General features: G+C 31.0%; 30 protein-coding genes. All 30 read left to right on the top strand.

Going from position 1 to position 24956, the window contains the following annotated elements; all coding sequences use genetic code 11:
- Window positions 1–337 precede the first annotated feature (337 nt).
- The 30 genes from H8S00_RS04780 (at window position 338) to nrdD (ending at window position 24740) form a co-directional block, all read left to right on the top strand.
- Window positions 338–1639: an RNA-guided endonuclease InsQ/TnpB family protein gene (locus H8S00_RS04780; RefSeq protein WP_186840085.1), complete on the top strand. Its 1302-nt coding sequence runs from the start codon at window positions 338–340 to the stop codon at window positions 1637–1639.
- Window positions 1640–1696: 57 nt separating this feature from the next.
- Entirely contained in the window at window positions 1697–1957 is a 261-nt protein-coding gene (locus tag H8S00_RS04775; RefSeq protein WP_186840084.1) for a DUF6275 family protein, read from the top strand.
- Window positions 1958–1971: 14 nt separating this feature from the next.
- Complete coding sequence (locus H8S00_RS04770) at window positions 1972–2193, top strand: hypothetical protein (protein WP_186840288.1); 222 nt, start codon at window positions 1972–1974, stop codon at window positions 2191–2193.
- A gap of 37 nt (window positions 2194–2230) precedes the next feature.
- Window positions 2231–2491: a hypothetical protein gene (locus H8S00_RS04765; RefSeq protein ID WP_186840083.1), complete on the top strand. Its 261-nt coding sequence runs from the start codon at window positions 2231–2233 to the stop codon at window positions 2489–2491.
- Window positions 2492–3021: 530 nt separating this feature from the next.
- Window positions 3022–4233 carry a hypothetical protein gene (locus tag H8S00_RS04760; protein WP_186840082.1) on the top strand — a complete coding sequence of 404 codons (1212 nt, stop codon included), beginning with the start codon at window positions 3022–3024 and terminating at the stop codon, window positions 4231–4233.
- A 64-nt stretch (window positions 4234–4297) separates the two neighbouring features.
- A complete protein-coding gene (locus H8S00_RS04755; protein WP_186840081.1) occupies window positions 4298–5437 on the top strand; it encodes an AAA family ATPase in 1140 nt (379 codons plus the stop codon).
- Window positions 5438–5449: 12 nt separating this feature from the next.
- Window positions 5450–5929 carry a hypothetical protein gene (locus tag H8S00_RS04750; protein WP_186840080.1) on the top strand — a complete coding sequence of 160 codons (480 nt, stop codon included), beginning with the start codon at window positions 5450–5452 and terminating at the stop codon, window positions 5927–5929.
- Window positions 5922–7481: a DnaB-like helicase C-terminal domain-containing protein gene (locus H8S00_RS14050; protein ID WP_186840079.1), complete on the top strand. Its 1560-nt coding sequence runs from the start codon at window positions 5922–5924 to the stop codon at window positions 7479–7481. The genes H8S00_RS04750 and H8S00_RS14050 overlap by 8 nt, the downstream gene beginning before the upstream one ends.
- Window positions 7482–7499: 18 nt before the next feature.
- The gene (locus tag H8S00_RS04740) at window positions 7500–8528 is read left to right on the top strand and encodes a hypothetical protein (protein WP_186840078.1); all 1029 of its coding nucleotides are present in this window, start codon (window positions 7500–7502) and stop codon (window positions 8526–8528) included.
- A 22-nt stretch (window positions 8529–8550) separates the two neighbouring features.
- Window positions 8551–10113: a DHH family phosphoesterase gene (locus H8S00_RS04735; RefSeq protein WP_186840077.1), complete on the top strand. Its 1563-nt coding sequence runs from the start codon at window positions 8551–8553 to the stop codon at window positions 10111–10113.
- A complete protein-coding gene (locus H8S00_RS04730; protein ID WP_186840076.1) occupies window positions 10091–11386 on the top strand; it encodes a PHP domain-containing protein in 1296 nt (431 codons plus the stop codon). Before H8S00_RS04735 ends, H8S00_RS04730 begins: the two co-directional genes overlap by 23 nt.
- 47 nt (window positions 11387–11433) lie before the next feature.
- Entirely contained in the window at window positions 11434–11808 is a 375-nt protein-coding gene (locus H8S00_RS04725) for a GIY-YIG nuclease family protein (protein ID WP_186840279.1), read from the top strand.
- A 9-nt stretch (window positions 11809–11817) separates the two neighbouring features.
- The gene (locus H8S00_RS04720; RefSeq protein ID WP_186840075.1) at window positions 11818–12252 is read left to right on the top strand and encodes a hypothetical protein; all 435 of its coding nucleotides are present in this window, start codon (window positions 11818–11820) and stop codon (window positions 12250–12252) included.
- Between the two features lie 275 nt (window positions 12253–12527).
- The gene (locus H8S00_RS04715) at window positions 12528–14561 is read left to right on the top strand and encodes a hypothetical protein (protein WP_366459514.1); all 2034 of its coding nucleotides are present in this window, start codon (window positions 12528–12530) and stop codon (window positions 14559–14561) included.
- A gap of 25 nt (window positions 14562–14586) precedes the next feature.
- Complete coding sequence (locus H8S00_RS04710; protein WP_186840073.1) at window positions 14587–15084, top strand: ERCC4 domain-containing protein; 498 nt, start codon at window positions 14587–14589, stop codon at window positions 15082–15084.
- 170 nt (window positions 15085–15254) lie between these two features.
- Window positions 15255–15641 carry a hypothetical protein gene (locus tag H8S00_RS04705; protein WP_186840072.1) on the top strand — a complete coding sequence of 129 codons (387 nt, stop codon included), beginning with the start codon at window positions 15255–15257 and terminating at the stop codon, window positions 15639–15641.
- 18 nt (window positions 15642–15659) lie between these two features.
- The gene (locus H8S00_RS04700) at window positions 15660–16223 is read left to right on the top strand and encodes an ATP-dependent Clp protease proteolytic subunit (RefSeq protein ID WP_186840071.1); all 564 of its coding nucleotides are present in this window, start codon (window positions 15660–15662) and stop codon (window positions 16221–16223) included.
- Between the two features lie 62 nt (window positions 16224–16285).
- On the top strand, window positions 16286–16582 hold the full coding sequence (locus H8S00_RS04695) for a hypothetical protein (RefSeq protein ID WP_186840070.1): 297 nt from the start codon (window positions 16286–16288) through the stop codon (window positions 16580–16582).
- 25 nt (window positions 16583–16607) lie between these two features.
- Window positions 16608–17039 carry a hypothetical protein gene (locus H8S00_RS04690; RefSeq protein WP_186840069.1) on the top strand — a complete coding sequence of 144 codons (432 nt, stop codon included), beginning with the start codon at window positions 16608–16610 and terminating at the stop codon, window positions 17037–17039.
- 14 nt (window positions 17040–17053) lie between these two features.
- Window positions 17054–17371, top strand: a complete 318-nt coding sequence (locus H8S00_RS04685) for a hypothetical protein (protein ID WP_186840068.1) — start codon at window positions 17054–17056, stop codon at window positions 17369–17371.
- An 80-nt stretch (window positions 17372–17451) separates the two neighbouring features.
- Window positions 17452–18087, top strand: coding sequence for a hypothetical protein (locus H8S00_RS04680; RefSeq protein ID WP_186840067.1), 636 nt, complete (start codon window positions 17452–17454; stop codon window positions 18085–18087).
- A 30-nt stretch (window positions 18088–18117) separates the two neighbouring features.
- The gene (locus H8S00_RS04675) at window positions 18118–18423 is read left to right on the top strand and encodes a hypothetical protein (protein WP_186840066.1); all 306 of its coding nucleotides are present in this window, start codon (window positions 18118–18120) and stop codon (window positions 18421–18423) included.
- On the top strand, window positions 18410–18619 hold the full coding sequence (locus H8S00_RS04670; protein ID WP_186840065.1) for a hypothetical protein: 210 nt from the start codon (window positions 18410–18412) through the stop codon (window positions 18617–18619). Before H8S00_RS04675 ends, H8S00_RS04670 begins: the two co-directional genes overlap by 14 nt.
- On the top strand, window positions 18612–20573 hold the full coding sequence (gene ligA / locus H8S00_RS04665) for an NAD-dependent DNA ligase LigA (protein ID WP_186840064.1): 1962 nt from the start codon (window positions 18612–18614) through the stop codon (window positions 20571–20573). The genes H8S00_RS04670 and ligA overlap by 8 nt, the downstream gene beginning before the upstream one ends.
- A 268-nt stretch (window positions 20574–20841) precedes the next feature.
- Complete coding sequence (locus H8S00_RS04660) at window positions 20842–21654, top strand: SH3 domain-containing protein (RefSeq protein WP_186840063.1); 813 nt, start codon at window positions 20842–20844, stop codon at window positions 21652–21654.
- Between the two features lie 12 nt (window positions 21655–21666).
- A complete protein-coding gene (locus H8S00_RS04655; RefSeq protein ID WP_186840062.1) occupies window positions 21667–21852 on the top strand; it encodes a hypothetical protein in 186 nt (61 codons plus the stop codon).
- A gap of 115 nt (window positions 21853–21967) precedes the next feature.
- On the top strand, window positions 21968–22576 hold the full coding sequence (locus H8S00_RS04650; RefSeq protein WP_186840061.1) for a guanylate kinase: 609 nt from the start codon (window positions 21968–21970) through the stop codon (window positions 22574–22576).
- Window positions 22527–22949, top strand: a complete 423-nt coding sequence (locus tag H8S00_RS04645; protein ID WP_186840060.1) for a hypothetical protein — start codon at window positions 22527–22529, stop codon at window positions 22947–22949. The genes H8S00_RS04650 and H8S00_RS04645 overlap by 50 nt, the downstream gene beginning before the upstream one ends.
- 272 nt (window positions 22950–23221) lie before the next feature.
- Complete coding sequence (locus H8S00_RS04640; protein WP_186840059.1) at window positions 23222–23539, top strand: hypothetical protein; 318 nt, start codon at window positions 23222–23224, stop codon at window positions 23537–23539.
- Window positions 23523–24740 carry an anaerobic ribonucleoside-triphosphate reductase gene (gene nrdD / locus H8S00_RS04635; protein ID WP_186840058.1) on the top strand — a complete coding sequence of 406 codons (1218 nt, stop codon included), beginning with the start codon at window positions 23523–23525 and terminating at the stop codon, window positions 24738–24740. Before H8S00_RS04640 ends, nrdD begins: the two co-directional genes overlap by 17 nt.
- The last annotated feature ends 216 nt before the right edge of the window (window positions 24741–24956 follow it).

Raw genomic sequence — 24956 nt, 5'->3', positions numbered from 1 at the left:
TATAGGATAAACTATATTTGTTCTATTTTAACAAATCTATTTGGCTAATTCAAGCCAGTTTATCCTATAACAAGTATTCCAAAAGTGAAATCAATTGGATAGTGGGTGTGGGTTTCGCCCATTGAACTTAGAACTTCAAGAATACCAAGTAAATTACGAATACATATTTGAGGTTTTAGAATCATGTTAATTTACAAGGTAATAAACCTCAAAGCACAGTTGAAGGGGATTAAATAATCTGTTTTAGAACTATGTTAATTTATATGGTAATAAACCTCAGATAGAAGAAGGAGAATTATATATATATTTTAGAACCATGTTAATTTAAGGAGAACTTATGAAGAAAGTAAATAGAGTAGAACAACATCGAATAAAGAAAAGTAAGAAAAATAATAAAGACGATAAACTGTTCAAAATTATAGATGATTTATGTTGGAAATCTAAAAACTTATATAATTATGGAAATTACATAATTCGGCAGGAATTTATAGAAACTTCAAAACAAAAAGAACAAGGATTAGTTGAGGATGCTCGTTGGATTCAATACAATGAATTATTTCAATTATGTAAAGAATCTGATTGTTATAAATGTATTGGAAGCAATGTAGGACAAGCTACTTTGAGAAAATTAGATAAGAACTGGAAGTCGTTCTTCGCAGCTATTAAGGACTATTCAAAGAATCCATCTAAATATCTTGGCAGACCGAAGTTACCGAAGTATCTTCCTAAAGAAGATGGGCGATTTGAACTTGGATTAGATAATATCAAATTCAAAATTGTTGATGGATATATTTACTTTAGTTGGACACCTCTTAAAATCATGAATAATATTTTCAGAACAAAAATTCCAAATGATTCTAAATTAGTACAGCTTCGATTTGTCCCAAAAGGTAATGAATATATTATGGAAGTAGTTTACCAAATAGAAGTTCCTGAAACAAAGGATATAGATTCAAAGAGTATTGCTGCAATTGACTTAGGTGTCGATAATTTGATGACCATCACAACAAACTGTGGTGTAAATCCAATTATAATAAATGGAAAACCATTGAAGTCAATCAATCAGTATTATAATAAGAAGATTTCAGAAATAAGATCGGCATTAAAGCTGAGAAATGATAGCGATTGGTCAAATGAGATGCAAAGATTTACAACTAAAAGAAATAATCAAGTAGATGACTATATTCAGAAATCAACAAAGATGGTAGTAGATTTTTGCAAGTGTAATGATATTGACACATTGGTTTGTGGTTATAACTCAGGATGGAAACAAGAAACTGATATGGGTAAAAGAGTCAATCAGAAATTTGTATCTATTCCATATTTAAGTATTGTACAAAGACTTGAATATAAATGCGAGAATGAAGGAATTAAGTTCATTAGAACAAATGAAAGTTATACAAGTGGTACATCTTTTCTTGATGGTGAAGAGCCAATTGAGAAAAATTACAATAAAGATAGACGAATTCATAGAGGGTTATTTCAGAGCGAGAAAGGAGAATATATTAATGCAGACGTAAATGGAAGTTATCAGATAATGAAGAAGGTATTCCCAAAGGCTTTTGCCAATGGGATAGTGGATGCAGGTTCACATCCAGTAGTCGTGAATATACCATTACAAACGGCTAATAATATTTAAAAAAGCCGATGAATTTTCGATTTCTTGTGAAGATTATTAAAGTGGAGGTAATTATAAATGACAAGTTACGAATTTGAAAAAGCTGCAAAGAATGCAGTGATTCAGACATTGAGTGAAAACATCAATATTGACCAGTTAGATCTTGTGTGGTTTGCACATGAGTTGGGTTATAAGAAGTGTACTATTTGGGGACAGCCAATGGGTAACAAATATGCAGAAGTTGCTTATAACAGAGATAAAGATGAGATGTATGTAGACATTTATCAGAAGATTATTAACAACAAAATTTCGTCTGATGAGTTCAATTTTGAAGCGTAAAGGAGAATATACATATGAGTAATTTAAAAGAAAAATTAGCAAAAGGTGGAGTAACAGCAGTTATTGTCATTACAATTTTAGCTGTATGCTATGGACTTAGTTGGATTGTTACATGTGGAATAATCAAACTTATTACAATGTGCTTTGGTTTAACATTTAAATGGTCTATTGCAACTGGTATTTGGTTGATTATCTGTATTTTAAGGTCAGTTTTCAATGTAACAGTGAAGAAATAGAGTCGAAGGAATCTGACATTTCTTAAGGAGATAGATTATGAAATACAACATTAAAACAGTAAGAACATTAGTAACAGATAATAAGAAAAGCTTTAGAGTTGGTGAAGATATTGCATTTACGTTATTCAATAAAGTTACAAATCATCATGACCACTACATAGGAAATATTATAGAAATGACAGACACTTCTATTAAAATTTCTAATATTGAAATTGATAGATGTCATGAAGATGGCGAAATGATTATTGACTTAGAAAATATTGAATCCAATAGCTGCAATTATGTGTATTGTGATTAAAACAGAGAATATATAGTTGGAGGTGAGAAATAAATATGATGTTTTTATATGCAGGATTATTATTTTTATCGTGGCTCATATTTGGGTTAATAGTAGCTTCCTTATTTGTTATTGATGATATGAAAAATACCGAATACGATGAAGATTATTTCACAGGTGATGTTAAAATGGGTTATTTTATTCTAACTATACTTGGATATTTATCAATGCTATTTGCGATTATATATTATATTATAAAAATTTTTCGGAAGAGTAAATTTATACATCTAAATAAGATATTATATAAAATTGCAAATATAAAATCTAGTAAATAATTCTTGAACGATTCAGTTCAAAATTTCCAAATATGAACAACTGAATAGAGAATATAAATATGGGTGGAAAACAGCATACCCTTGGGTTTGTACGCTCAAAAATCACTGTTTATGGATAAATTTTCATATAGATTTACTTCCATGTTCCGTCCTGAGAAGGGCGTTTATATATAAGTTATTTATTAAATTTTATTACATATAAGGAGGATTCATTTAATGAATTTTGAAATGACAGGAAAGTTAAGTATCGGTAAGGAGAGTGAAAAGTTCCATCCTTATCAGGAAAAGCAGTTTGATTCTGGATGGGTACGCAAGCAGTTAATGTTTAATGTAGCTTGCGGAGACAACAGACACATGATGACTGTTACATCAGGTGCTTTTGCAGATGGTCATGGTGATGTGTACACATTTTCTAAGAGTGGTGTAGATGAAAATGGCAATAAGATTAAAGGTGAATCATTAAAGATTCCATTTAAGGAGAGACTTACATCATCAAAGTTAGCAGAAGTTGCAGAGTTCAAGAAGTTTATCTTTGATCTTGAAAAGCCAGGTCGTAGATATAAACTTGAAAAGGCTGCTGAAAAGGTTAAGGAAGGAACAAACCTTACTGATGAAGAGTTAAAAGAGATTGGTCTTGAGAATGAAGCAGATGTAAATGCGGAGCTTGAAAAGAGTAACAAAAGGAGACATGAATTTATTTCAGAATGGGATTTCATCGACTTTATTAAGAAAGTTATTGATAGTGGAAAGTGTTCTGATAAGAAGTTCTTCATTCGTGGAAATGGTGAGTATCAGTATTCAGACAAGAATCAGAGAGTTTATGAATCATATGTTCCTAATCGTATTTATCTCGCAGCAGACGATGCAGAAGAGAGTTCAACAGCTACAATTAATATCTTATTTAACTCAGAGAGTTTAGATGATATGAGTGTAGAAGAGAAGGGTAAGTATTATGTGAATGGATACATGATGGAATATGACAATAATCGTAAGGGCAATATTGCTGTGCCAGTTACAATTACAATTCCAGTTCCTTCAGATGATGCTGATGAAAAGGCTAAGAAGAGAGCAGAGTCAATCAAGCATAAATTTATTGTCGATGATGATACGTTCAAGGAATATGGTGCAGTCGTTAATATGCTTAATGGTGCTCAGAAGACAGAGATTACAGAGGACATGCTTACTGATGAACAGAAGGATGACTTAGAGTGTGGTCTTATTACTATGGACGATATTCGTGCAGAACTTGGTGGAAGTGTATATGGTGAAAGAATTAGAGAGTATCAGTTCTTAAAGCCAGCAAAGGGATTCACTAAGGGCAGACAGGACACGGTATATACAGAAGATGATATGGTAATTAAGCCACTTGAAGAGGAGCTTCCAGAAGGAACAGAAGACCTTTTTGAAGATGACGATGATGAACTTTAAAAGAGATGAGGGCATTTTGCCCTCTCTCGATAATAACAAATAGAAATATGGAGGAATTATATTAATGAACAAACCAACATTACAGAGATCGGCAACAGAGATCAATAAGATTACAGGATTTATTATGGGAGTTCGTAAGTTTGGTAAGACAAGTTTATGGGCAGATATGATTAATGCCAAATTTGGAAATCCAGAAAAAGGATTGTTAGTATCTTGTGGTATGGAGCACGGTACTAATATGATTGATAATATTTTTACAACACATGCAAATACATGGAAAGATTTAGTTGAAGTAAAGGATTGGCTTATCAAAGAAAAGGGTAAAGAGCATGATGTTGAGATGGTATGTTTCGATAGTGCAGAAGAGTTTTTTGGTATTGCAGAATCAGAGGTAATTAGATTATCTATTCTTGAGAATGGAAAGAAGATTAAATCAATCAAGGCTGCTTATGGTGGATATACAAATGGCGAAAAAGAGTGTGCAAAGTTAGTTAAAAAGTTTCTTAATGACTTATATAATGCAGGAATTATGCCTTGGATGATTGGTCACACAAAATTAAAGACAGTAAAAGATAAAGCATCTCTTGACGAAGAGGGATTTCAGAGATTGGGTTCATCTCTTATTGCGGATTATGAGAGTGCAGTTGCTGATTGTTTTGATATTATTGCAACTGGATTAATTGATAGAGAGATCGAGGAAAAAGGCGAAGGTGATAGCACAAAACGTTATGTAAAAGAAACAGAGCGTAGATTATATTTCCGTGGCAATGAAATTGTTGAAGCTGGTGGTAGATTAAAGGATTTATCAATCCCTGAATATATCCCATTTGACCAGTTAAATATGGGACAGACATTTATTGATACAATTGAGACTGCATTAAAGAATGGTCGTGTCGATTCTGTTTCCACCAAGAAGCCTACATCTAAGAAGGCAACACCAGTTAAGGAAGAAAAGGTTGCTGAACCTGATCCTATTGAGGAAGACGATATTGATGATATCGACACACCCGTAGAGGATACAATCGAAGAGACAACAGAAACTTCTGCATATCCAGATGATTTAGATGCTGTTATTCGTAAGATGTACAAGGAGTGCAAAGATGCAGAACTAAAGGCATCTGTTAAGAATGTAATTGCTGAGTATGGCAAGCTTAATGATGTCGATGAGGACGGATTAAAGAGAATCTACGACATGATGAACTAAAAGGAGTAACACATGCTGGTTAAATGCAGACTGTGTGGTACTAAAGTAGATAGAAATGAAGCATTCAAAGTGGTAGTAGGTGGCAAAAACACCTACTATTGCAATGAAGCTGAATATCAGAAAGTATTGCACGAAAAGGAAGTAAAAGATAATACATACGAATGTATTAATCAGATATTTGGATATAAAGTTTTAAATTCCGCTTTGTTCAAAGAGATAAATCTTTTATTAGATGTGTATTCTTATGAACATATTTTGGCATATCTAACAGAGAATAAAGAGTATATAACAAGGGTTCTTGAAAAGGATTTTGTAAGTGAATATGCAAAAATTCGGTATTTCGCTGCAATACTTAAAAATAATTTGACTGACTTTAAAATGAAAGAGTCTGAAAAACCGAGAGAAGTTGAAGTTGATATGCCAATTATGAATTATAAGAGAAGAAATAAACGTAGAAGTTTATCTGAAATTGAAGAAAGCGTAGGTGATTAACATAAGTGAATTTATTACAGGTGTAAAAGAAAAATATCCTGCTCAATTATTAAAAGGTAGAATTGAGTATGAAGGTAATGTTATCAGTTGTTTTTTCAAGGATATGCTTCTGCTTGATGATACAACATTTGAACAAAAAGATTTTATTACAGCAGATGGTCTTTTTTATTTTTCATTGTTAAAAAATCTGAGAAAGAAAGGGTTTTATTCCTTAGATGAGATAACCATCTTATCAAATATGAATGAAGAAGTTATTGAGAAATTTGAGGATAGAGGTGGTTGGGATACAATTCAACACCAAATTGATATTATTAATACTCAGAATTTTGATACATATATAGATATTCTTTATAGAGAAAATATTATGTTGAATATGTATAAGGATGGTTTTAATCTTTTGCAGGAAATAACTGTGGGAGATAAAAAGGTAATACCTTTGAAATTGTTTAGAAAGATGACTGCTGAAGAAGTAACAGATTGGTATGAAGCTCGTATATCTAGTTATGGAACTGGTTATAGCAGTAAAATACTTGAAGAGGAAGAAATTGATTTTGATGATGAATTCATAGAGTCTTGTAAAGATGGCGAAGAAAATGGTGTACCGTTTGATATTGCTGGCTATGATAAGAATGGTGAAGAGATGAATTGTTTCCCGTTTTTATCACGACAGATTATGGGATTACTTGAAGGAACACTTACAATGATGGGTGGATTTTCAAGTGCAGGTAAATCTACTTGGTGGATTACAATTCTTATGGCACTTCTGCATTATGATCGAAAAATTCTTATTATCTCCAATGAGGAGAATATCAAAAAATTCAAGATTAAATTCATGGTTTGGTTGCTTGGAAAACGTAATAGATATTTTAAACTCACAAAGAAGAAAATGGCATCTGGTGATATTAATGCCGAAAGTAGAGAGCAATTGACAGATGTACAGAAATTTTGGAGAGAGAATTATAAGGGTAGAGTTAAATTTATTTCTATCAATGATGCTGATATGCGAGTTGTAAAGAAAAAAATTCGTGAAAATGTATTGAGATATGGATATGACACTGTATTATATGACACATTTAAGATACAAGAAGGAGATTTTTCATCTGCAAGGCAAGACTTATCTCTCGTAAGAGACAGTCGTGAATTAGATAAATTAGCAAAGAAATACAATCTGATTATGCTTGCTTCTGTGCAGTTAGCAGAGTATATGAAAGGAAAGTTATTTTTGGATGCAAGCTGTTTGAGTAATGCTAAACAGATTAAAGAAATATTGGAAAATCTATTCCTCATGAGAACTGTATACGCAGAGGAATTGGATGAAAAGAGTAAATTCTATTGTCGTCCATTTCGACTAAAAAAGGTCAATGATAAATGGATAGAAGAAGAGTATAAACCTGATCCTAATGCCGTATGGCGTATGGTTTTTGTTGAGAAAACAAGAAATGGCAACAATTCCAGTGATACAGGTGTTGCTTATCTTTTGAAGTTTTCAGGCGACCATTGCATTTTCAGAGAGACTTGCCAGTGTAGACCCCGACATGGAGAAATAAAATAATAACTTTTGGAGTGATATATGTTAGCAGATATTAAGAAAGAACTGATAAATCACCCAGATAAGCTTAAAGATGTATTAGAACATTTTGGCTATTGTAACATAGTAATTCGTCCTAAATATATATCTTTTGGACGAGATGAGAAGTCATCAAAGAAAAGTATAGTAATCAATCTCGAAAACAACGAGTATTTGTATACCATTGATTATGCGAGAAATATAAGAAAAGATATTTTTTCGTATATTATTGAGCAAAGAAAAGTTGAATTTATAGATGTACTTAATGAAGTAAGACATGCATTAGGGATTACAGATTATTATGATTTCTTTGATAACAAAGGAATTTTTGGAGGATTTTATGAAAAGATTAGAAAGCGAAGAACTAATAAAGTCAATACATATGATGATTCCATCTTAGATTGCTATGTTAATTGTGGGAATATAAGGTTTCTTGCTGATAATATATCGCTTCTTTCACAAAAATTTTTTAAAATAAAGTATGATGTAGAATCACAAGGAATTGTTATTCCCATAAGAAATCAATTTGGACAGTTAATGGGTGTTAAGGAACGATTCAATTATGATGTTCCTGATGGTGAAATGAAATATTTTTATGCTGTTCCTTGTAGCATGAGCCAAACATTATTTGGATATTCTCAGAATTATGAATTTTTAGTAGATAATACTATCTATATCTTTGAGGCTGAGAAGAGTTGTATGCAGTGCTATTCATACGGAATAAGAAATTGCGTATCTCTTGGAAGCGGATCTATTTCTATTCAACAAGTCAAAATGCTTCTCGAATTAAATCCCAAACGAATAATCTTCCTACATGATGTAGGATATGGACTTGAAAATATTATGAGAAATATTGATATGGTCAAAAATTATTCCAGGTTTACAGAAGTTGAACTTGGATATTGGAGTTACTTCGGTCGAGGATATGAGAATAAAGTTTCGCCATCTGATTTAGGGAAAGAATGGTTAGAAAATATTTTGCAAAATGAGATAACAATGATTGGAGATGAGGATGACGAAGACGAATTATAAAATATTAAACGATTGTCGTGGGATGTATGAAGATGAAGTATTTGATACGATTCTTAATCAAAGAGGGATCGAAAATGTTGAACATTTTTTAAATCCAACAGAAGAAGATTTATTACCATTAGATTCATTATTTCGTATAGATGAAGCATATCAAAGAGTAGACTTTGCAATTACAAACAATGAATGTATAGGAATTTTGTTTGATACCGATTTAGACGGTATTACTTCTGGAACAGAAATGACAAGATATCTAAGGCATTTTACTACAAACATTAAGACTTATATAGATGAAGGTAAAATGCATGGTTTGATAGGACAAGATTTAGATCAGTTCAATGGAATTGATTTATTGATTATTGTAGATAGCTTGGATAAAGATGTCTCTCAATATAGAAAACTTAAAGAAATGGGAATAGACACAATTATCCTTGATCATCATGCAATTAAAGAGAATGAATCATATGATGAAGTTTCAATTTTAGTATCTTCACAAAGGAATTATGAGAATCCACAATTACCGGGAGCAGGTGTTGTATGGAAGTTTTGCAAATATCTTGATGAACAATATATTACAGATTATGCAGATGAACTTATTGATTTAGCAGCTTGTGGAATCGTTGGAGATATGATGGATATGACTGTTATGGAGAATAGATATATTGTCTCTAAGGGATTGGAGAAAATATATAATCCAGCAGTTAAAAAGATAGTTGGGGGATTTGAATTTAATAGTACAGCTATTGCTTTTAGTATTGCTCCGATTGTAAATGCCAGCAACCGTATGGGTAAGAATGATGTGGCAATGAAAGCTTTTTTGGAAGATGAAAATAAGAAAGTATTGGCTTATGTAAAGGAATTAAAAAAATGTAAGGAAGATCAGAATATTGAAGTTGATAGATTGTTACCAGATGTATTGGAACAATGCAACTCACAGTCAGATAAAAAAATAATTATTACATATATAGATACTCCATATGGTATCAGTGGTTTGTTGGGTAACAAATTACTAGAAAAGTATCAAAAACCAATCCTTGTATTGAAAGATACAGGAGAAAATTACTCTGGTTCTATGAGGGCTGTAGGAGTGGATGACTTTAGAAAAATATGTAATGAGAGTGGTTTAGCAAAATGTGATGGTCATGAACTTGCGGCAGGAATCACAATTGAAAAATCTGATATAGATAGATTTGCATTATATATAGAAGAAACTCTTCCAGAATTAAATACTGATGTTTCAGTGGATGTTGATATTCGATTAGATGTTTCTGATATTACTCGTAAGCTTGTGGAGAATATAAAGAAGATAGATAGAATATCTGGAACAAATTTCAAACCAGTAAAGGTGTTTATCAATGGAATAAATGAATATGAAATTGGACAAATGAGTGATTATAAACACTTGGTTGTAAAACCAAATGATTATTTACAGATTATTAAGTGGAATTTTGATGGTTCATTTGATGAAATGGAAGATCATAGCATGATGAACGATGAATTAGAGGTTGTATGTACTCTTGATAGTGGCTTTCTGGGTAGAAAATTTGTTCTAAAAGCAGTGTGTGATGAGATTAAGGAGGTGGCTTGATATTTCGGACATTGAATTAATAAAAAAAATAATTCCTACTCTTACATTTAAATTTCCATATTCACCAGAAGAATATGAAAAGAATCTATATCTTGAAAACTATCATTGTCATAAAGATTTTAGTAATACATCTACACCAGATTGTGCTGAATCTATTAATGCATATGCAGAAAGAATTCATGAATTTGGTGCAAAATGTTTATATTCTGGTGAACATGGTTCGCAAGGCAATCAGTTTCAAGTATATAAGGTCGCAGAGAGTGAACATCTGAAATATATTCATTCTTCTGAAGTTTATTGGGTAAAAGATAGGAAAGAGAAAGATAGAGCAAATTGCCATATGATTATTGCAGCTAAAAATGCTGAAGGTCGTGGAGATATTAATTTTGCTTTATCAATGGCTAATATAGACGGATATTATTATAAGCCACGTATTGATTTGGAGTTACTATTTAATATTCCTAAAGATAACGTGATTGTAACATCTGCTTGTGTTGCTGGATGGAATTATGAGAATGCAGAAGATATATGGTTAAAAGTACATAAATATTTTGGTGACAATTTCTTTTTAGAAGTGCAGTATCATAATACAGACAAACAAAAGGAATTGAATAAAAAGATATTAAGAATTGCAAAAGAGCATAATATCCAGATTATTTGTGGTCTTGATAGTCATTATGTAAAAGATGAGAATTCAATCAAGCGTGATCAGATTCTTAAATATAAGAATATTAATTATCCTGACGAGGAAGGATGGTATCTTGATTATCCTGACACTCAAACAGTAATTAAAAGATTTGAAGAACAAGGTGTTTTAAACAGAGAAGAAATATATAGAGCAATTATGAATACAAATGTTTTTGTGACAGAATGTGAAGAAATTGTTCTTGATAGAAAATTTAAGATTCCCAGTGTTTATAAGAATAAAACATATAAAGAAAAATGTAAAATCTACAAAAATACTTTAAATAAAGCATATGCTAAAGAAAAGGAAAAGTCTAAAGAAAAAGCAGATGGAATTAGATATGAAGCAAAACAAGTTATGGAAGCTGGGGTTGTTGATTATTTCTTGACAAGTAAAGCTATTGTAGATGATGCAATCCAAAATGAAGGTGGTATTTTAACAACTACATCAAGAGGTAGTGCGGCTTCATTCATTACAAATAAACTTTTAGGATTAACAACCGTTGATAGATTCAATGCTGATATTCCAATTTATCCTGAAAGATTCTTAACTAAGGAACGTGTGTTAGCAGGTCAGATGCCCGATTAGCAATAAAAACAATACATATTATATACATCAAAGAAAGGAGATTGTAAATTACAGGAATATATTGTATAGAAAATATAATAAATAATAAAAAATACATTGGTCAAAGTGTAAACATAGAAGACCGATGGAGGCATCATATTAATGAACTAAAAAGAAATGAACATGATAATAAATATTTACAACGCAGTTATAATAAGTATGGATTGGATAATTTTAAATTTTATATATTGGAACAATGCAATCAAAAAGACTTAGATGATAAAGAAATATATTGGATAACAAAATTAGATACATACAAGAATGGTTTTAATTTAACAAAGGGTGGAAGTGGAATTAAAAATTGGACGCCCAGTGATGAATATAAGAAAAAGATAAGCAAAATAGTATCTGGTAAAAATAATCCTAATTATGGTCATAGATGAACAAATGAGATGAAGAAAAATTTATCAGCTAAGAAAAAAGGTTTATATTTAAATGAAAATAATCCAAATTCTAAGAAGATAATTTGTGTAGAAAATTTGCAAATTTATAATACAATCAAGGACACATGTAAGGCGTGTGGTTGTAAAAATCAATCTTCAATAAGTAGATGTCTAAAAGATAAAGCAAATGTTGCAAATAATTATCATTTTACGTTATATAATGAAGAAATATATAAATATTTACAAGAACATCAATTTGAATATTTATGTGAATGTTATAAAGGCAAGAAAATTTATGCTGATTTGACAAATAAAAAATTTTATCTTAAATATGAAATGAAAAAAATATTATATCCTTTGTTGAAAATAACAACGAGAGAATTAGATGAATTTTTAAAACAAAAAGAATTTTTAGTTAATGATGTTAAATATGTATTGTTATAAAGTCGCTATATATAGTGATATATATAGAAAACCCAGAATATCAGGGGAAGTTCTAAAGCCTTATTTACCAAGCATTAGAGAAATCGAAATGTGGCACTTCTAATCAAAGTGGTATGGTAACAATAATAAGGATTGGATAATCCTGAGAGATAGCCCTAAGTTCATAAAGAATATGGGAAGCTTGCAACGACTACCAATGGGAATCCGAGATGATATCAACGATTATGGTATAGTCTACTCCCCTAATAAATATCGGGAAACCGAGGGTATAAAGGATTGACCTAAATGTTGCCACACAAGAACCATTTGTTAAAGCAGCAAGGAAATTACTTGGTGAACATGGTTGTTATCCTTTGATGGCAATAGAAAAATTAAAAGAAAAAGCAGCATGGCAGTTATACGCAGGTGCAAATGATGTTAAACCTGAAGATGCCAATCAGATTTCAAAATATCTTGATGAATATAACAAAGCTTTGAAATATGCCGATGATGATGAAAAAGAGGATATTCATGTTGAAGATTACATACCAGAAGAATATATCTCTTTATTCAAACAAAGTAATGAATATCAAGGTATTACTATTAACTTAAAAGTACATGCTTGTGGACATTTTATTTTTGATGGTGATATACGAAGAGAAGTAGGGCTGATAAGTGCCGTGTCTGAATCAACTGGCAAAAGAACAGTATGTGCAGCTATTGAAGGTGGTTATCTTGATGAATTCGGATATGTAAAAGAGGATTTTCTTATTGTAGATAGTGTTTATCTTACATATAAATTCTTCCATAGCATTGGCATGGAAGTTCCGACATTTGATGAACTAAGACATATGATTGATGGTGATAAAAAAACATGGGATATTTATGCAAATGGTATTACATGTTGTGTCAATCAGTGTGAGAAAGAAGCGACCACTAATCGAGTGAAGAAGTATAAACCGCAAAATCTAGCAGAGTTAAGCAGTTTCATTGCAGCAATTCGACCAGGCTTTGCGTCATTACTTAGTACATTCTTGAATCGTGAACCATATACTACAGGCGAAAAAAAGATTGATGATTTATTATTTGATACTGCACATTTCATGATTTATCAGGAATCTATTATGAAAGTATTGTCATTCTTGGAATTGAAAATGGCTGAAACATATGGAGTTATTAAAAATATTTCAAAAAAGAAATATAAATTACATCCTGAAATGTTAAAAGAATTACAGGAACGATTAATAGAAGGTTGGAAAGCAGAAATCGGCAAGACAGATAATTTTAATAATGTTTGGAATGTAATAGAGTCTTCTGGATCATACGCATTTAATTCTCCACATGCCTATTCAATGGGTGGAGATTCTGCCTATCAAGCATGGTTTAAAGCACATCATACTAAAACATTTTATGAAGTAGCAATCAATCATTATCAGGAAAAGAATAAAAAGGATAAGATAGACGCTCTTGTTAAAGAAGCAATTAAATTTTGGGGATATAAACTAGGCGATTATGAATTTGGTGCAGATAATAGAAAAGTGACAATTAATGAAGAGAATAAATTAATATATCCAAATTTGTCAAGTGTAAAAGGCTTTGGTGAAGGGGTTGTTGATACTCTTTATGAATTAGGACAGTCGAAGTATAAAACATTTACTGATGTATTAACTGCACTATTTTCAAATTCAATTAATAAGACTATTGTAAATAAACTTATTAGAATCAATTATTTTAAGAAATATGGTGATGTAAATACTTTACTTGAGATTGCAAGATTATATGATTTGTTAAATGGTGCAAAGCAGATCTCCAAAGATAAAGCTGAAAAGAATAATATTCCATTTGATATACTTATAAAACATGGAAATGAGACAGCCAAACAATTTAATAAACTTGACTCTGAACAAATTATTAAAGAATTGATTTCTAAAATTCCTTATAGAGAATTAACTTTAAAGGAAAGACTTGATAATCAAAGAGAAGTTCTTGGTATTGTCAGTGACTCGGATTCTAAAGTAAGTAAACGTCTATATTATGTTTCTGAACTTGATATTAAAAAATCTATTGTAAATGTCCATCTTTTTGAAATCTATAGTGGTAAAACACGAGAAGTAAAAATGTGGACAAGTCAGTATAACCGAAATCCATTTGATTTAGGTACTATTCTATATATTATTTCCCTTGAAAAAAAGAATAAAAAAGAACCAACTGGTGAAATAAATCCAGTTACAGGTAAGAAAATTTATAAAGAAGTACCTGATAAATTTGAATTTTGGTTGAGTAAATTTGTAATAAAAAACGATATTGAGGAGGACGAAGACGATATTTAACAAATATAAGTACACAGATAAGGAAATGGAAGAACTAATATCTTCTATTGTAATTCTTGTTGATACAAGAGAAAAAATCAATTCTCACATTACGGATTATTTTGATAGAAAAGAAATTAAATATAAAAAGAAAGCTTTAAGCTATGGTGATTATTCATTCATGATCCCAGCTAATGAAAAACTTGGAATACTTCGTGATTTGTATTTTACAAATTCATGTGTCATTGAGAGAAAAGCAAGTCTTGAAGAGATAAGTGGTAATCTGACAAAAGAGCGTGATAGATTTGAAAAAGAATTATGTCTTGCACCTAAAACAAAAGTTCTGTTAATTGAAAATGCTTCTTATGAAGATATTGCAACAGGAAATTATGATACAAAATATAATCGGAAATCTTTCATTGCATCAATACACAGCTTTTGGTTTAAATATAATATTCCAATTATGTTTATGCCAAACAATCAATATTCAGGACTGTTTATCAGAGAGTATTTTGAATATTTCTTAAAGAATTATCTTCGATAGAGAGAATAATACAGTAGAGGATTTCTGAAATGCCCATAAATAGGGCGTTTTGGAGACTCAAAAAGTCAAGGAAAGACGGATTTCATGCCGTTATCAACACAATATATAGTGGTTAGATAAACACACAACTACCATATATAGTATATAACAAAGGAGATGATACTACATATATGAAATTTTATGAACGATTAGAACACTGGTCATATTTATTAAAATCAAAAGCATTATATCATGAGCTGAAATATTATGTAAAGAAACGACAAACACACATTAAACAATTATATGGTTTTAATAGTAGAGGGATCGGCAAAACATATAATCTGATGAAGATTAGTGGTAAATATAAAATTCCTGTTATTGAACCGATGGGAAGCATGGCAGATTATGCATATAAAATGCACTTAAAATTCAATCCAATTGTACTTACACCAAGTCAGTTGAAAGGGAGGGTACAGCCAGGAACAATTATATTGGTTGATGAAAAACAATTATTGAATGAAAATGCTAAATCTGAATTAGATAGATATATACAAGTTGGATTTGAAACAGAGAATTAAATATAAGGAGAATACTTTATGAGTTCAACAAGAGACAATACATATACAAATACTAATAAAAAGACATTTTATTTATCAGATAATGTAGATAATGAATCTATTGGTAAATTGATGTGGGATATTTTATATCAGATTCGAGAAGATGATGAGAAGGATGAGAAAGAGAAAGATTATAAACGTGAGCCAATTAAACTATACATCAACTCGTATGGTGGATCTGTTTATGATATGTGGGGATTAATTGATATTGTTCTAAACAGTAAAACTCCAATCTATACATATTGTACAGGATATGCAATGAGTGCAGCTTTTAAGATTTTCTTAGCAGGGCATAAAAGATTTTGCTATAAACATTCAACATTTATGTACCATCAAATGAGTTGTTGGAGAAGTGGTAAATATCAGGATTTGGTAGAAGACAGAGAAGAAATGGACTGGCTGAATAAAAAGAATGAAGAATATGTAATCGACAGAACAAATCTCACAAAAGACGATATTAAGGAGATTCGTGAAAAGAAGAAAGATTTTTATGTTCATTCTGATGAGGCAGTTAAGTATGGAATTGTAGATGAAGTTTTATAAAGAACAGGAAATAATACAGTAATATGAAGCGACAGTTTCTTGCGAAAATTAGGAGGTAGGATATGCTAGATGAATTTCTCAATGAAATAAAAGAACTGCAAAGATATAAAGAAAAATATCTATACGCAAAAGAAGACAAGCAGCGTATGTCGGATTTGTTATATGAATACATGATAAAAGAATATGACAATATGTCGAAGCAAGAGAGAATATCAAAATATGAAGAAGAGTGTTGCAGGCATTGTAGATATAGAGGTTATTGTGAATTCGATTTTCCTGAAAATATTTATGAGCCAGTTCGGAGCGATAAAGCATGGATTCCGGGTAGAAAGACCTGTGGTAGATTTGAGGTGTCTTAAATATATTAGAAATTTGGAGGAATAAATGGAAATTTTAGGAAACAATTTATATAAATTTTTCAGCAGGATAGATCCTACAGGTAAATACGCAGATATTACTTACGCAAGCACAAACTATGAAGTGTGGAAAGTATCAGAAGAATTATTTAAAAATATGTGCGATATGCCAGAAGAAAACTTTGTTAGATTAGCCGGCGAGGATGCATGGTGGAGACAATGTGATGGTAGTGTACTTGGTGTCCCTGATACAAAATTTAAAGTAAATGGTAAATATATAATTGGATGGGATACACCAATTTATGCAAGTAAAATAGGTTACAAGTATGAAAATTTAACTGATTATCTTTGTAACTGTTTAGGTGTTTCTTCTGCTAAGAATATATGTGCTTGTTGTGTGGATCTTGCTAAATATAACAACATGACTATGGCAGAACTGTTTGAAAAGTATGGAGAATAAATAATCAGCAGGAGGTGATTATTATAGAATGGTACGTTTATTATCATGATTCCAATGCACAAAAAATTATTAAATGGAACATATTCAATCATGGAAGTTTTAAAAAAGAAGTTGATGTGCTTTTAAAAGAAAAAATAGATAAGGATGATTTCTCTGAAAAATTAAAAAGAGAAGTGATGTATTATTTTTGGTCTAAGTGTGAATATGAAATAATTTTATCACCTTGGACTGGACGAGCAGACGATATTAAGGTTGATATTTATGACCAAATAATGATGAATTTTGACAGGTTTGTTGATTATTGTTGGTTATTCAAGTCAGAAAAACTTTGAAAATAAGGCGAAATTTGAGATGAAATTTCCAAGTAAATTGGACTTTCATTGGAATTTAAAATAATAGGAGGATATTAAATTTGAAATTTGAAAATACTGAGATTTGGGGTTTTGAACACGCATTAAGAGGTATGAGAAACCCGAAAAATAGCTGGGATAGAATTGATAGTTTCTATAATGGGAATTTGCATAATCACTATGTTATTGGTGCGTCTGATATGAAACTTGCTCAGAATCTTATTAAGGCAGGTGGTGAACATTCAAAGTTTATGAGAATGATCCATGTATCTGTTGATGTAGATATGCCTAGATACTGGTGGAGCGAAGCTGATACATATCATTTCAATACAAAAAACAGTTGTTCAACTATGCACAAGTTATTAAATAATGATAATCCAATCACAAAAGATTTATTTGTATGGTGCGAAGAAGATGAAGATATTGTTGGTGCTGTAGTAAATAGGTTAGAGAGTTTGCGTCAGGAATATAAAAATCCAACATATTCAACGGATAAAAACAGGCTTCTTGTGAGAGCAAAGAGACTTCTTATGGAAGGATTTGAACAAATGAGAACTTGGGATACTAATTATGCAGAACTGCGTAATATGTATTTTCAGCGCAGGCATCATAGACTCAAAGAAGAATGGGTTGATACGTTTTGTAAATGGATTGAATCGTTACCTTATGCTAAAGAATTAATTATGTATGAAGGTTAGAAATGTTCATTTCAAAAGGAGGAGAAAGTTATGTATTATTTGAGAAAAGAACCATATGAGCAGATAATCCCACAGATTGAGAAAACAGACGGAACCATTATTCCAGAAAGAAAGTATATAATAGAGGATAGGGCAATTTATAAACATCCACAATTCTCAAGATTTTATCGTGGAGGGTTTGTAGGCATTGAAGGTAAATATCAGGGAATGAAAGTGTATACATGCAAGACTTTAAAGAAAATCAAGGAATTGCAGAAAAACACTTTTGACTACTGTGGTGAAATGTTCGATATTTACGACGAAAACGGGAAGGTTGATATAGATGAGGAATCCTAATAGATTATATAACTTCTATAATGAAGTAACAAGATTACATATGACTTATATGCCTGATTTGAGAGCAGGTCAATTTTGGATGAATTTCTTGCATTGGGTACAGAACGAAAAGAAGCAAGATCCGTTCTTTCCAGAAGAAGAACAAATGCTTACATATTTAAAAGAATATTGTGGAGAGGAGAGTAATAATGGATAAAGTTGACATAGTAAAACGAGTTCAAGAACTTAATGCTGCATCTGAAGCTTATTACAACAGTGATAATCCGATTATGTCAGATTATGAATTTGATAATAAATTGGAAGAACTTAGAATGTGGGAAGAAGAAACAAGTATTGTTTTTGCAAACAGTCCAACACATAATGTTGGATATTCAATCGCAGATGAACTAAAAGAAGTAGAACATAATCATCTAATGCTTTCACTTGATAAGACAAAGTTTATTGATGAATTGATTAAATTTATTGGAGATAAGGATTGCTTCTTATCCGTGAAGGCAGATGGTCTTACAACTTCACTACACTATATTGATGGTAAATTAATTAGTGCAGAAACTAGAGGCGATGGAATAAGAGGTTTTGATTGCCTTCAGAATGTTTTAACAATGAAAAATGTACCAAAAGAAATTCCGTATAAGGATGAATTGATTATTGATGGTGAAACAATTATTGGATGGGACACCTTCAGAGAGATTAATGATAAACTTCCAGAAGATAAGAAGTATAAACATCCAAGAAATCTTGTATCTGGTTCACTACAGTTACTTGATAGCAAAGAAGCTGCAAGCAGAAATATGAGGTTTGTTGCTTGGAGAGTTATTAAAGGTTTTGAACATAAAACTCCTAGTAAAGATTTATTCAAGGCTAAAGATATTGGCTTTGAGATTATACCAATATTAAAATCACCTAAAATTAATCAGAAAAAAGAGTTAGTAGTCTTATTAAATCAAATAAGAGAATCAGCAAATTCACATAATATTCCTTATGATGGAGCTGTTGTGGCGGTTGATGATTATAAAATTGCTGATTCAATGGGGCGTACAGATAAATTCTTCCGACATTCAATGGCATATAAATACGAGGATGAATTATTTGAAACAGTGCTTACAGATATTGAATGGAATACCTCTAAGACAGGCTTGATTAATCCTGTGGCAATCTTCGATCCAGTTGACTTAAATGGAGCAATTACAACAAGAGCAACGCTTCACAATATTACATATATTAAGGACATGATGCTTGGAATAGGAGATAGAATTAGAGTCTACCGTTCTAATATGGTTATTCCCAAAGTGCATGATAGTATTGATAAAAGTGGGAACTTTGATGTTCCAGTATTTTGTCCTATTTGTAAATCTCCAACAAAGATAGTAAAAGAAAATAATTCAGAAGTGCTTTATTGTACTAATCCAAATTGTAAAGGTATAATTTTAGGAAAACTTAGTCATGCCGTGTCACGAAATGCTCTTAATATTGATAATCTTTCGGAAGCTACATTAGAAAAAATGATTAAACTTGGATGGGTTTCTTCAATTAAAGATATCTATCATTTATCATTTTATAAAAATCATATGCAAATACTTGATGGTTTTGGTAAAAAATCAGTAGAAAAACTTCTTGATTCAATTGAAAAATCTCGTAATACAAATCTTCAACGTTTTCTTTATAGTTTATCCATCCCACTTTTAGGCAATTCGGCAAGTAAAGATATATCCGAATTTTGTGGAAATAATTTTAATTCATTTGTTGATGCATTAACAGAGGGTGGAAAAGATGCTTTTACTTCAATTAATGGTATTGGCGAAGCGTTAGGAAAATCCATTATTAATTATTGGAACAAACATAATGAAGAAATTATGGATTTAGCACAAGAGTTTACATTTTCAAAAGATGAAAAAATTGAAAAAGTTGAAAATGATAAAATTAACGGAAAAGTATTTGTAGTTACTGGTTCTGTTAATCATTATAAAAATCGTAATGAATTAAAAACAGATATTGAGAAAAACGGTGGTAAAGTTACAGGTTCAGTAACATCTAAAACAGACTATCTTATCAACAACGATATTGATTCTAACAGTTCTAAAAATAAAAAAGCAAAGGAATTAAATATTCCTATCATAACAGAAGAGCAATTTTTATCTATGCTCAAATAATCAACAAAATTAAAAACTAAATAGAGAATATATAAAAAGAGGTGATGAACAATTCAGCAGCAAAAGAGGATTATCTATGCGAAGGATTTAATTAAAGAACTTGAAAAATATCCAGATGCGTATGTATGTGTGGGTAAACTTGGTGATGATTATGGAAGATACGACCAGAGAATACTCAACACATTTTTGCGAGATGGTGAAGTTTTGGTCTTAAACATAGAAAACTATAAAGAAAACAACTTCGTAAAATTTTTTGAAGGGTGAAAATATGAATTTAAAATACAAAATAATATCTATATTGTTGGCAACCATAATAGTTTTTACGGTAAAAAACAACGTCAATAATACAAATTATATAGACAATGACAATGTTTCTAATAAGGCAACTGAAACAATAGAGAATATTATAGAGCCAGAAATTGAAACAACAGAACGAATAATTACGCAGAAAACAACAAAAAAAAATAAATATAAAAAAGGTTATATAAAAGCCAATAACGTTAATGTTCGTGCAAAGAAGCGATTTACGGCTAAAATTAAGGGTCATTTGTTTTATGGAGAAAAAATTAATTATATAAGAGTAAATAAAAAATGGGTTAAGATTAATAACAAAAAAATTAAGGGTTATGTGCTTGCAAAATATGTTTCAAAAAAGAAAAAGAAACATAAACTACATACCAATGTTCCTAATTATACTTTATTTTCCTACATGGATTATACATGTATCACAAATACTTCTAGTCAACAATATAAACTACAACGAAGAGCGTATACAGGAACATATGGAATACGTCAGGTCGATGGAAGATATTGTATTGCATTAGGTAGTTATTATACAACTCGCATTGGTACATATATTGATTTAATTCTTAACAATGGACAAGTTATCCATTGCATATTAGCAGATTGTAAAGCAGATCAACATACAGATGCTATGAATCAAAAAACAGGCGATGGTTCACTAGTTGAATTTGTTGTGGATACTCCAGCGTTATATTCAAAAGCAAAGCGAATGGGTGACATTGCTTATTGCAATCCTAAATGGCAAAGTAGAATTAAATATATAAAAATATATGTTTAGTGGAGAATATATATGAGTAGAACAAAAAAGAAAATTGAGTTAGGTACAAAAGAATATCCTTATTGTTCTAATCGTGAATGTATGGATTTTGAGTGTTTAAGACACAGGAAATATATTCCTTGGAATGTCTTATTGTGGCAAGAGAAATACATTCCAAATAATAAGGGTGTTTGTAAAGATAAAATTAAAGAAATATAGTGGAGGTGTTTATGGGAATAGCAACGGGAATAGGTTTATTCCTTTTAGGAATGACAATTGGTGTTTTAATGGTGTGTAGCTGCATCATCAAACGATGAAAGGGATTAGGTGAAACATGATTATAATTGTGGGTAAATCAGGAAGTGGTAAGGATTCTGTTGTAAAAAAATTAACCAATTTTTATGACTATAAAAAAATTGTAACTTGGACAACCAGACCAATGAGACCGAAGGAAATACAGGATGTTACATATCATTTTACAGATGAAGAAACTTTTGAAGAAAAAATTGAGGAAGGTTTCTTTGCCGAATGGAAGAAATATGAATCAATTGAAGGAACTTGGTATTATGGTACAGCATTATTAGACCTTACCACATTTAATGAGGATAAGATAATAATTCTAACACCTGATGGTTATCAAGAAATTAAGGATATCATAGGTAAAGATACATTAACCGTTTATTTAAAATCCAAAAACAGAATCCTAAAATCCAGATTAAAAAAACGTGGCGACAATCCTAAAGAAATTAAAAGAAGATTAAGACACGACAAAAAAGATTTTAAGGGTATTGAAAAAGAGGTTGATGTAGTCATAGAAAACAACAAACGTGATTTATGGGATATTGCAAAAATGATTGAAGAGATGGATGCAATTAGAAAGGAGAACGTGGTAAATGAAAGAATTTACGATATATCTAGCCGGAGCGATGGAAGGATTGAGTGATGAAGAAATCAACGGTTGGAGAAGAACGCTGAATAAAATGTTTAAACATACATATTCAAATATGAAAGTTAATTGTATTAATCCTAATGATTACTACAATTTTAAGGAAGTTGGTTATGACAGCCAGCGTGAAATTATGGATTATGATTTATATAAAGTCCGTCATAGCGATATGGTAATTGTTGATTTTTCGCATTGCTTTTCTAAAGGAACATTAGTTGAACAGGCAATTGCATTTGAAAATAATATTCCGGTTATCGGGTTGAATGAAAATCATAATAAACTTCATCCGTGGCAGATAGAACTAAGCAATAAGATATTTGATGATAAATTAAAACTTGTTTCTTATGTAACTAATTTTTATCTAAATTAAGCGAGGTGGATTATGTCAGATATAACAATGTGCAGTAGTATTAATTGCACCAAAAGAGATAATTGTTATAGAGCAACTGCAAAATCGTCTAAATGGCAGAGTTGGTCAAACTTTGAGTACACATGCAACGAAAATAATGGATTTGAAGATTTTATACCAAATTTAAAACAAATACAATAAAATAAGTCAAGAAAATAACTCTAAAATTGATTTATTTTAATCAAAAAATCAAATGAAAGGTTGATTTCTTATGGAATCGAGAAAGGAGATAAATGGGAACGTATAATAAAGAAGATATCTATATGATAACTTTAGAAGGCGTAGAACAGGGTTTATTTATAGGGGTAAGTAATAAACACTATGATGAATTATATAGGTATTATGGCTATTTAAAAGTGTTAGATAATACTGATAATGTACAAAAATCAAATGAAGATAATGGAAAAATAAATAGATTACAAAAAGAACTAGAACAAGAAAAAGCTTATTGTAAATTCTGGAAAGAACTAACTTTAAATCTTAAATCGTCATTTGAGGGACTTATAAACAAAATTGAGGAAGGAGATATAAATATTGACAAAAGTAATTAAGAGAGATTGTTCAGAGGTTGATTTTGACAAATCAAAAATCTCAACGGCAATTCTTAAAGCTATGAAGAATGGTTCAGGCATTGTAAAGCCAAAGATTGCGGATGACATTGCAAATGAGATTGAAGAAGAGTGTAAGGATAAAGAAGAAGTAAGCATCTCTGATATTGAATCAATGGTTTATGATAAATTAATTACCAAAAAGCAGAGACTTACTGCAAAAGCATATGAGGGATATAGAAGTATTCGTGAGTTTCAGAGAGAAAATGAGAATACAACAGATTCCGAGATTGATGAACTGTTAGATGGTGAAAGTGAATATTGGAATACTGAGAACTCCAATAAAAACTCAAAAGTATTAAATACTCAGCGTGATTATATGGCAGGAATTGTTAGCAAAGATATTTCTCGTAGATTTTTACTTCCACCAGAAGTTGTACAAGCGCACGATGAAGGAATTATTCATTTCCATGATATTGATTATTTTGGTATGAATGCGATGAGTAACTGCTCACTTATTAATCTCGAAGATATGCTACAGAATGGTACTTGTATTAACAAGGTAATGATTGAAAAACCACATAGATTTATTACTGCTTGTACAATCGCCACTCAGATTATTCTTGGTGTTACGTCACTTCAGTATGGAGGGGCTACAATTACTCTTACACATTTAGCACCATTTGTAAGAGATAGTTACAACAAATACTATGAGAAATATAAGTCATGGGGATTTTCTGATGAAGATTGTAAAAAATATGCAAAAGCTGATACCAAAAAAGAAGTAGCAGATGGCGTTCAGACATTTAACTATCAGTGCAATTCTATGTCTAACTCAAATGGGCAGTCTCCTTTTTTGAGTGTATTCATGTATCTTGGGGAGACTACAGAGTATAAGAAAGAACTTGCAATGATTATTGAAGAGTTTCTTAATCAGAGATTACTTGGTCTTAAAAATGAAGTTGGCGTATATGTCACACAGGCTTTTCCAAAGCTTCTTTATGTCTTAGAAGAAGATAATATCCATGAAAATTCCCCTTATTGGTATTTAACAAAACTTGCAGCTAAGTGTACTGCAAAGAGAATGAACCCTGATTATATTTCAGAGAAGATTATGAAGAAATATAAAGAGGGCAACTGTTTCCCGTGTATGGGTGAGCGTAAACTACAGCCCAGGATAAACCGATTGAACCTCGTTGCTTAGAGGGTGTAACTAATATAGTTGCTAACGGATAGGTCTTAGGTAGAAGAGATTCTGTGACCTAAGATGAGTACCGTGCCAACCCTAGAAATAGGAAGTGTGTATCGACTAACCGTGATGAGTGTAGCGGTGTAGGATTGGAGACAAGCACCAATTCCAAGCAGTCGGCTCGTTGATGAGAGTAACGGACTCGGAGAGAATATATAGTCAGTGTACATA

The organism is Eubacterium segne (assembly GCF_014287775.1).
GTDB classification, from domain to species: Bacteria; Bacillota; Clostridia; order Lachnospirales; family Lachnospiraceae; genus Eubacterium_G; species Eubacterium_G segne.
This window is presented reverse-complemented; position numbering and strand designations above follow the sequence as displayed.

Bases quoted from the DNA above. Each gene is read 5' to 3' on its own strand.
- H8S00_RS04780 (WP_186840085.1), top strand. From the start codon at position 338: ATGAAGAAAGTAAATAGAGTAGAACAACATCGAATAAAGAAAAGTAAG.
- H8S00_RS04775 (WP_186840084.1), top strand. From the start codon at position 1,697: ATGACAAGTTACGAATTTGAAAAAGCTGCAAAGAATGCAGTGATTCAG.
- H8S00_RS04770 (WP_186840288.1), top strand. From the start codon at position 1,972: ATGAGTAATTTAAAAGAAAAATTAGCAAAAGGTGGAGTAACAGCAGTT.
- H8S00_RS04765 (WP_186840083.1), top strand. From the start codon at position 2,231: ATGAAATACAACATTAAAACAGTAAGAACATTAGTAACAGATAATAAG.
- H8S00_RS04760 (WP_186840082.1), top strand. From the start codon at position 3,022: ATGAATTTTGAAATGACAGGAAAGTTAAGTATCGGTAAGGAGAGTGAA.
- H8S00_RS04755 (WP_186840081.1), top strand. From the start codon at position 4,298: ATGAACAAACCAACATTACAGAGATCGGCAACAGAGATCAATAAGATT.
- H8S00_RS04750 (WP_186840080.1), top strand. From the start codon at position 5,450: ATGCTGGTTAAATGCAGACTGTGTGGTACTAAAGTAGATAGAAATGAA.
- H8S00_RS04740 (WP_186840078.1), top strand. From the start codon at position 7,500: ATGTTAGCAGATATTAAGAAAGAACTGATAAATCACCCAGATAAGCTT.
- H8S00_RS04735 (WP_186840077.1), top strand. From the start codon at position 8,551: ATGTATGAAGATGAAGTATTTGATACGATTCTTAATCAAAGAGGGATC.
- H8S00_RS04730 (WP_186840076.1), top strand. From the start codon at position 10,091: ATGAGATTAAGGAGGTGGCTTGATATTTCGGACATTGAATTAATAAAA.
- H8S00_RS04720 (WP_186840075.1), top strand. From the start codon at position 11,818: ATGAAGAAAAATTTATCAGCTAAGAAAAAAGGTTTATATTTAAATGAA.
- H8S00_RS04710 (WP_186840073.1), top strand. From the start codon at position 14,587: ATGGAAGAACTAATATCTTCTATTGTAATTCTTGTTGATACAAGAGAA.
- H8S00_RS04705 (WP_186840072.1), top strand. From the start codon at position 15,255: ATGAAATTTTATGAACGATTAGAACACTGGTCATATTTATTAAAATCA.
- H8S00_RS04700 (WP_186840071.1), top strand. From the start codon at position 15,660: ATGAGTTCAACAAGAGACAATACATATACAAATACTAATAAAAAGACA.
- H8S00_RS04695 (WP_186840070.1), top strand. From the start codon at position 16,286: ATGCTAGATGAATTTCTCAATGAAATAAAAGAACTGCAAAGATATAAA.
- H8S00_RS04690 (WP_186840069.1), top strand. From the start codon at position 16,608: ATGGAAATTTTAGGAAACAATTTATATAAATTTTTCAGCAGGATAGAT.
- H8S00_RS04675 (WP_186840066.1), top strand. From the start codon at position 18,118: ATGTATTATTTGAGAAAAGAACCATATGAGCAGATAATCCCACAGATT.
- H8S00_RS04670 (WP_186840065.1), top strand. From the start codon at position 18,410: ATGAGGAATCCTAATAGATTATATAACTTCTATAATGAAGTAACAAGA.
- ligA (WP_186840064.1), top strand. From the start codon at position 18,612: ATGGATAAAGTTGACATAGTAAAACGAGTTCAAGAACTTAATGCTGCA.
- H8S00_RS04660 (WP_186840063.1), top strand. From the start codon at position 20,842: ATGAATTTAAAATACAAAATAATATCTATATTGTTGGCAACCATAATA.
- H8S00_RS04655 (WP_186840062.1), top strand. From the start codon at position 21,667: ATGAGTAGAACAAAAAAGAAAATTGAGTTAGGTACAAAAGAATATCCT.
- H8S00_RS04650 (WP_186840061.1), top strand. From the start codon at position 21,968: ATGATTATAATTGTGGGTAAATCAGGAAGTGGTAAGGATTCTGTTGTA.
- H8S00_RS04645 (WP_186840060.1), top strand. From the start codon at position 22,527: ATGAAAGAATTTACGATATATCTAGCCGGAGCGATGGAAGGATTGAGT.
- H8S00_RS04640 (WP_186840059.1), top strand. From the start codon at position 23,222: ATGGGAACGTATAATAAAGAAGATATCTATATGATAACTTTAGAAGGC.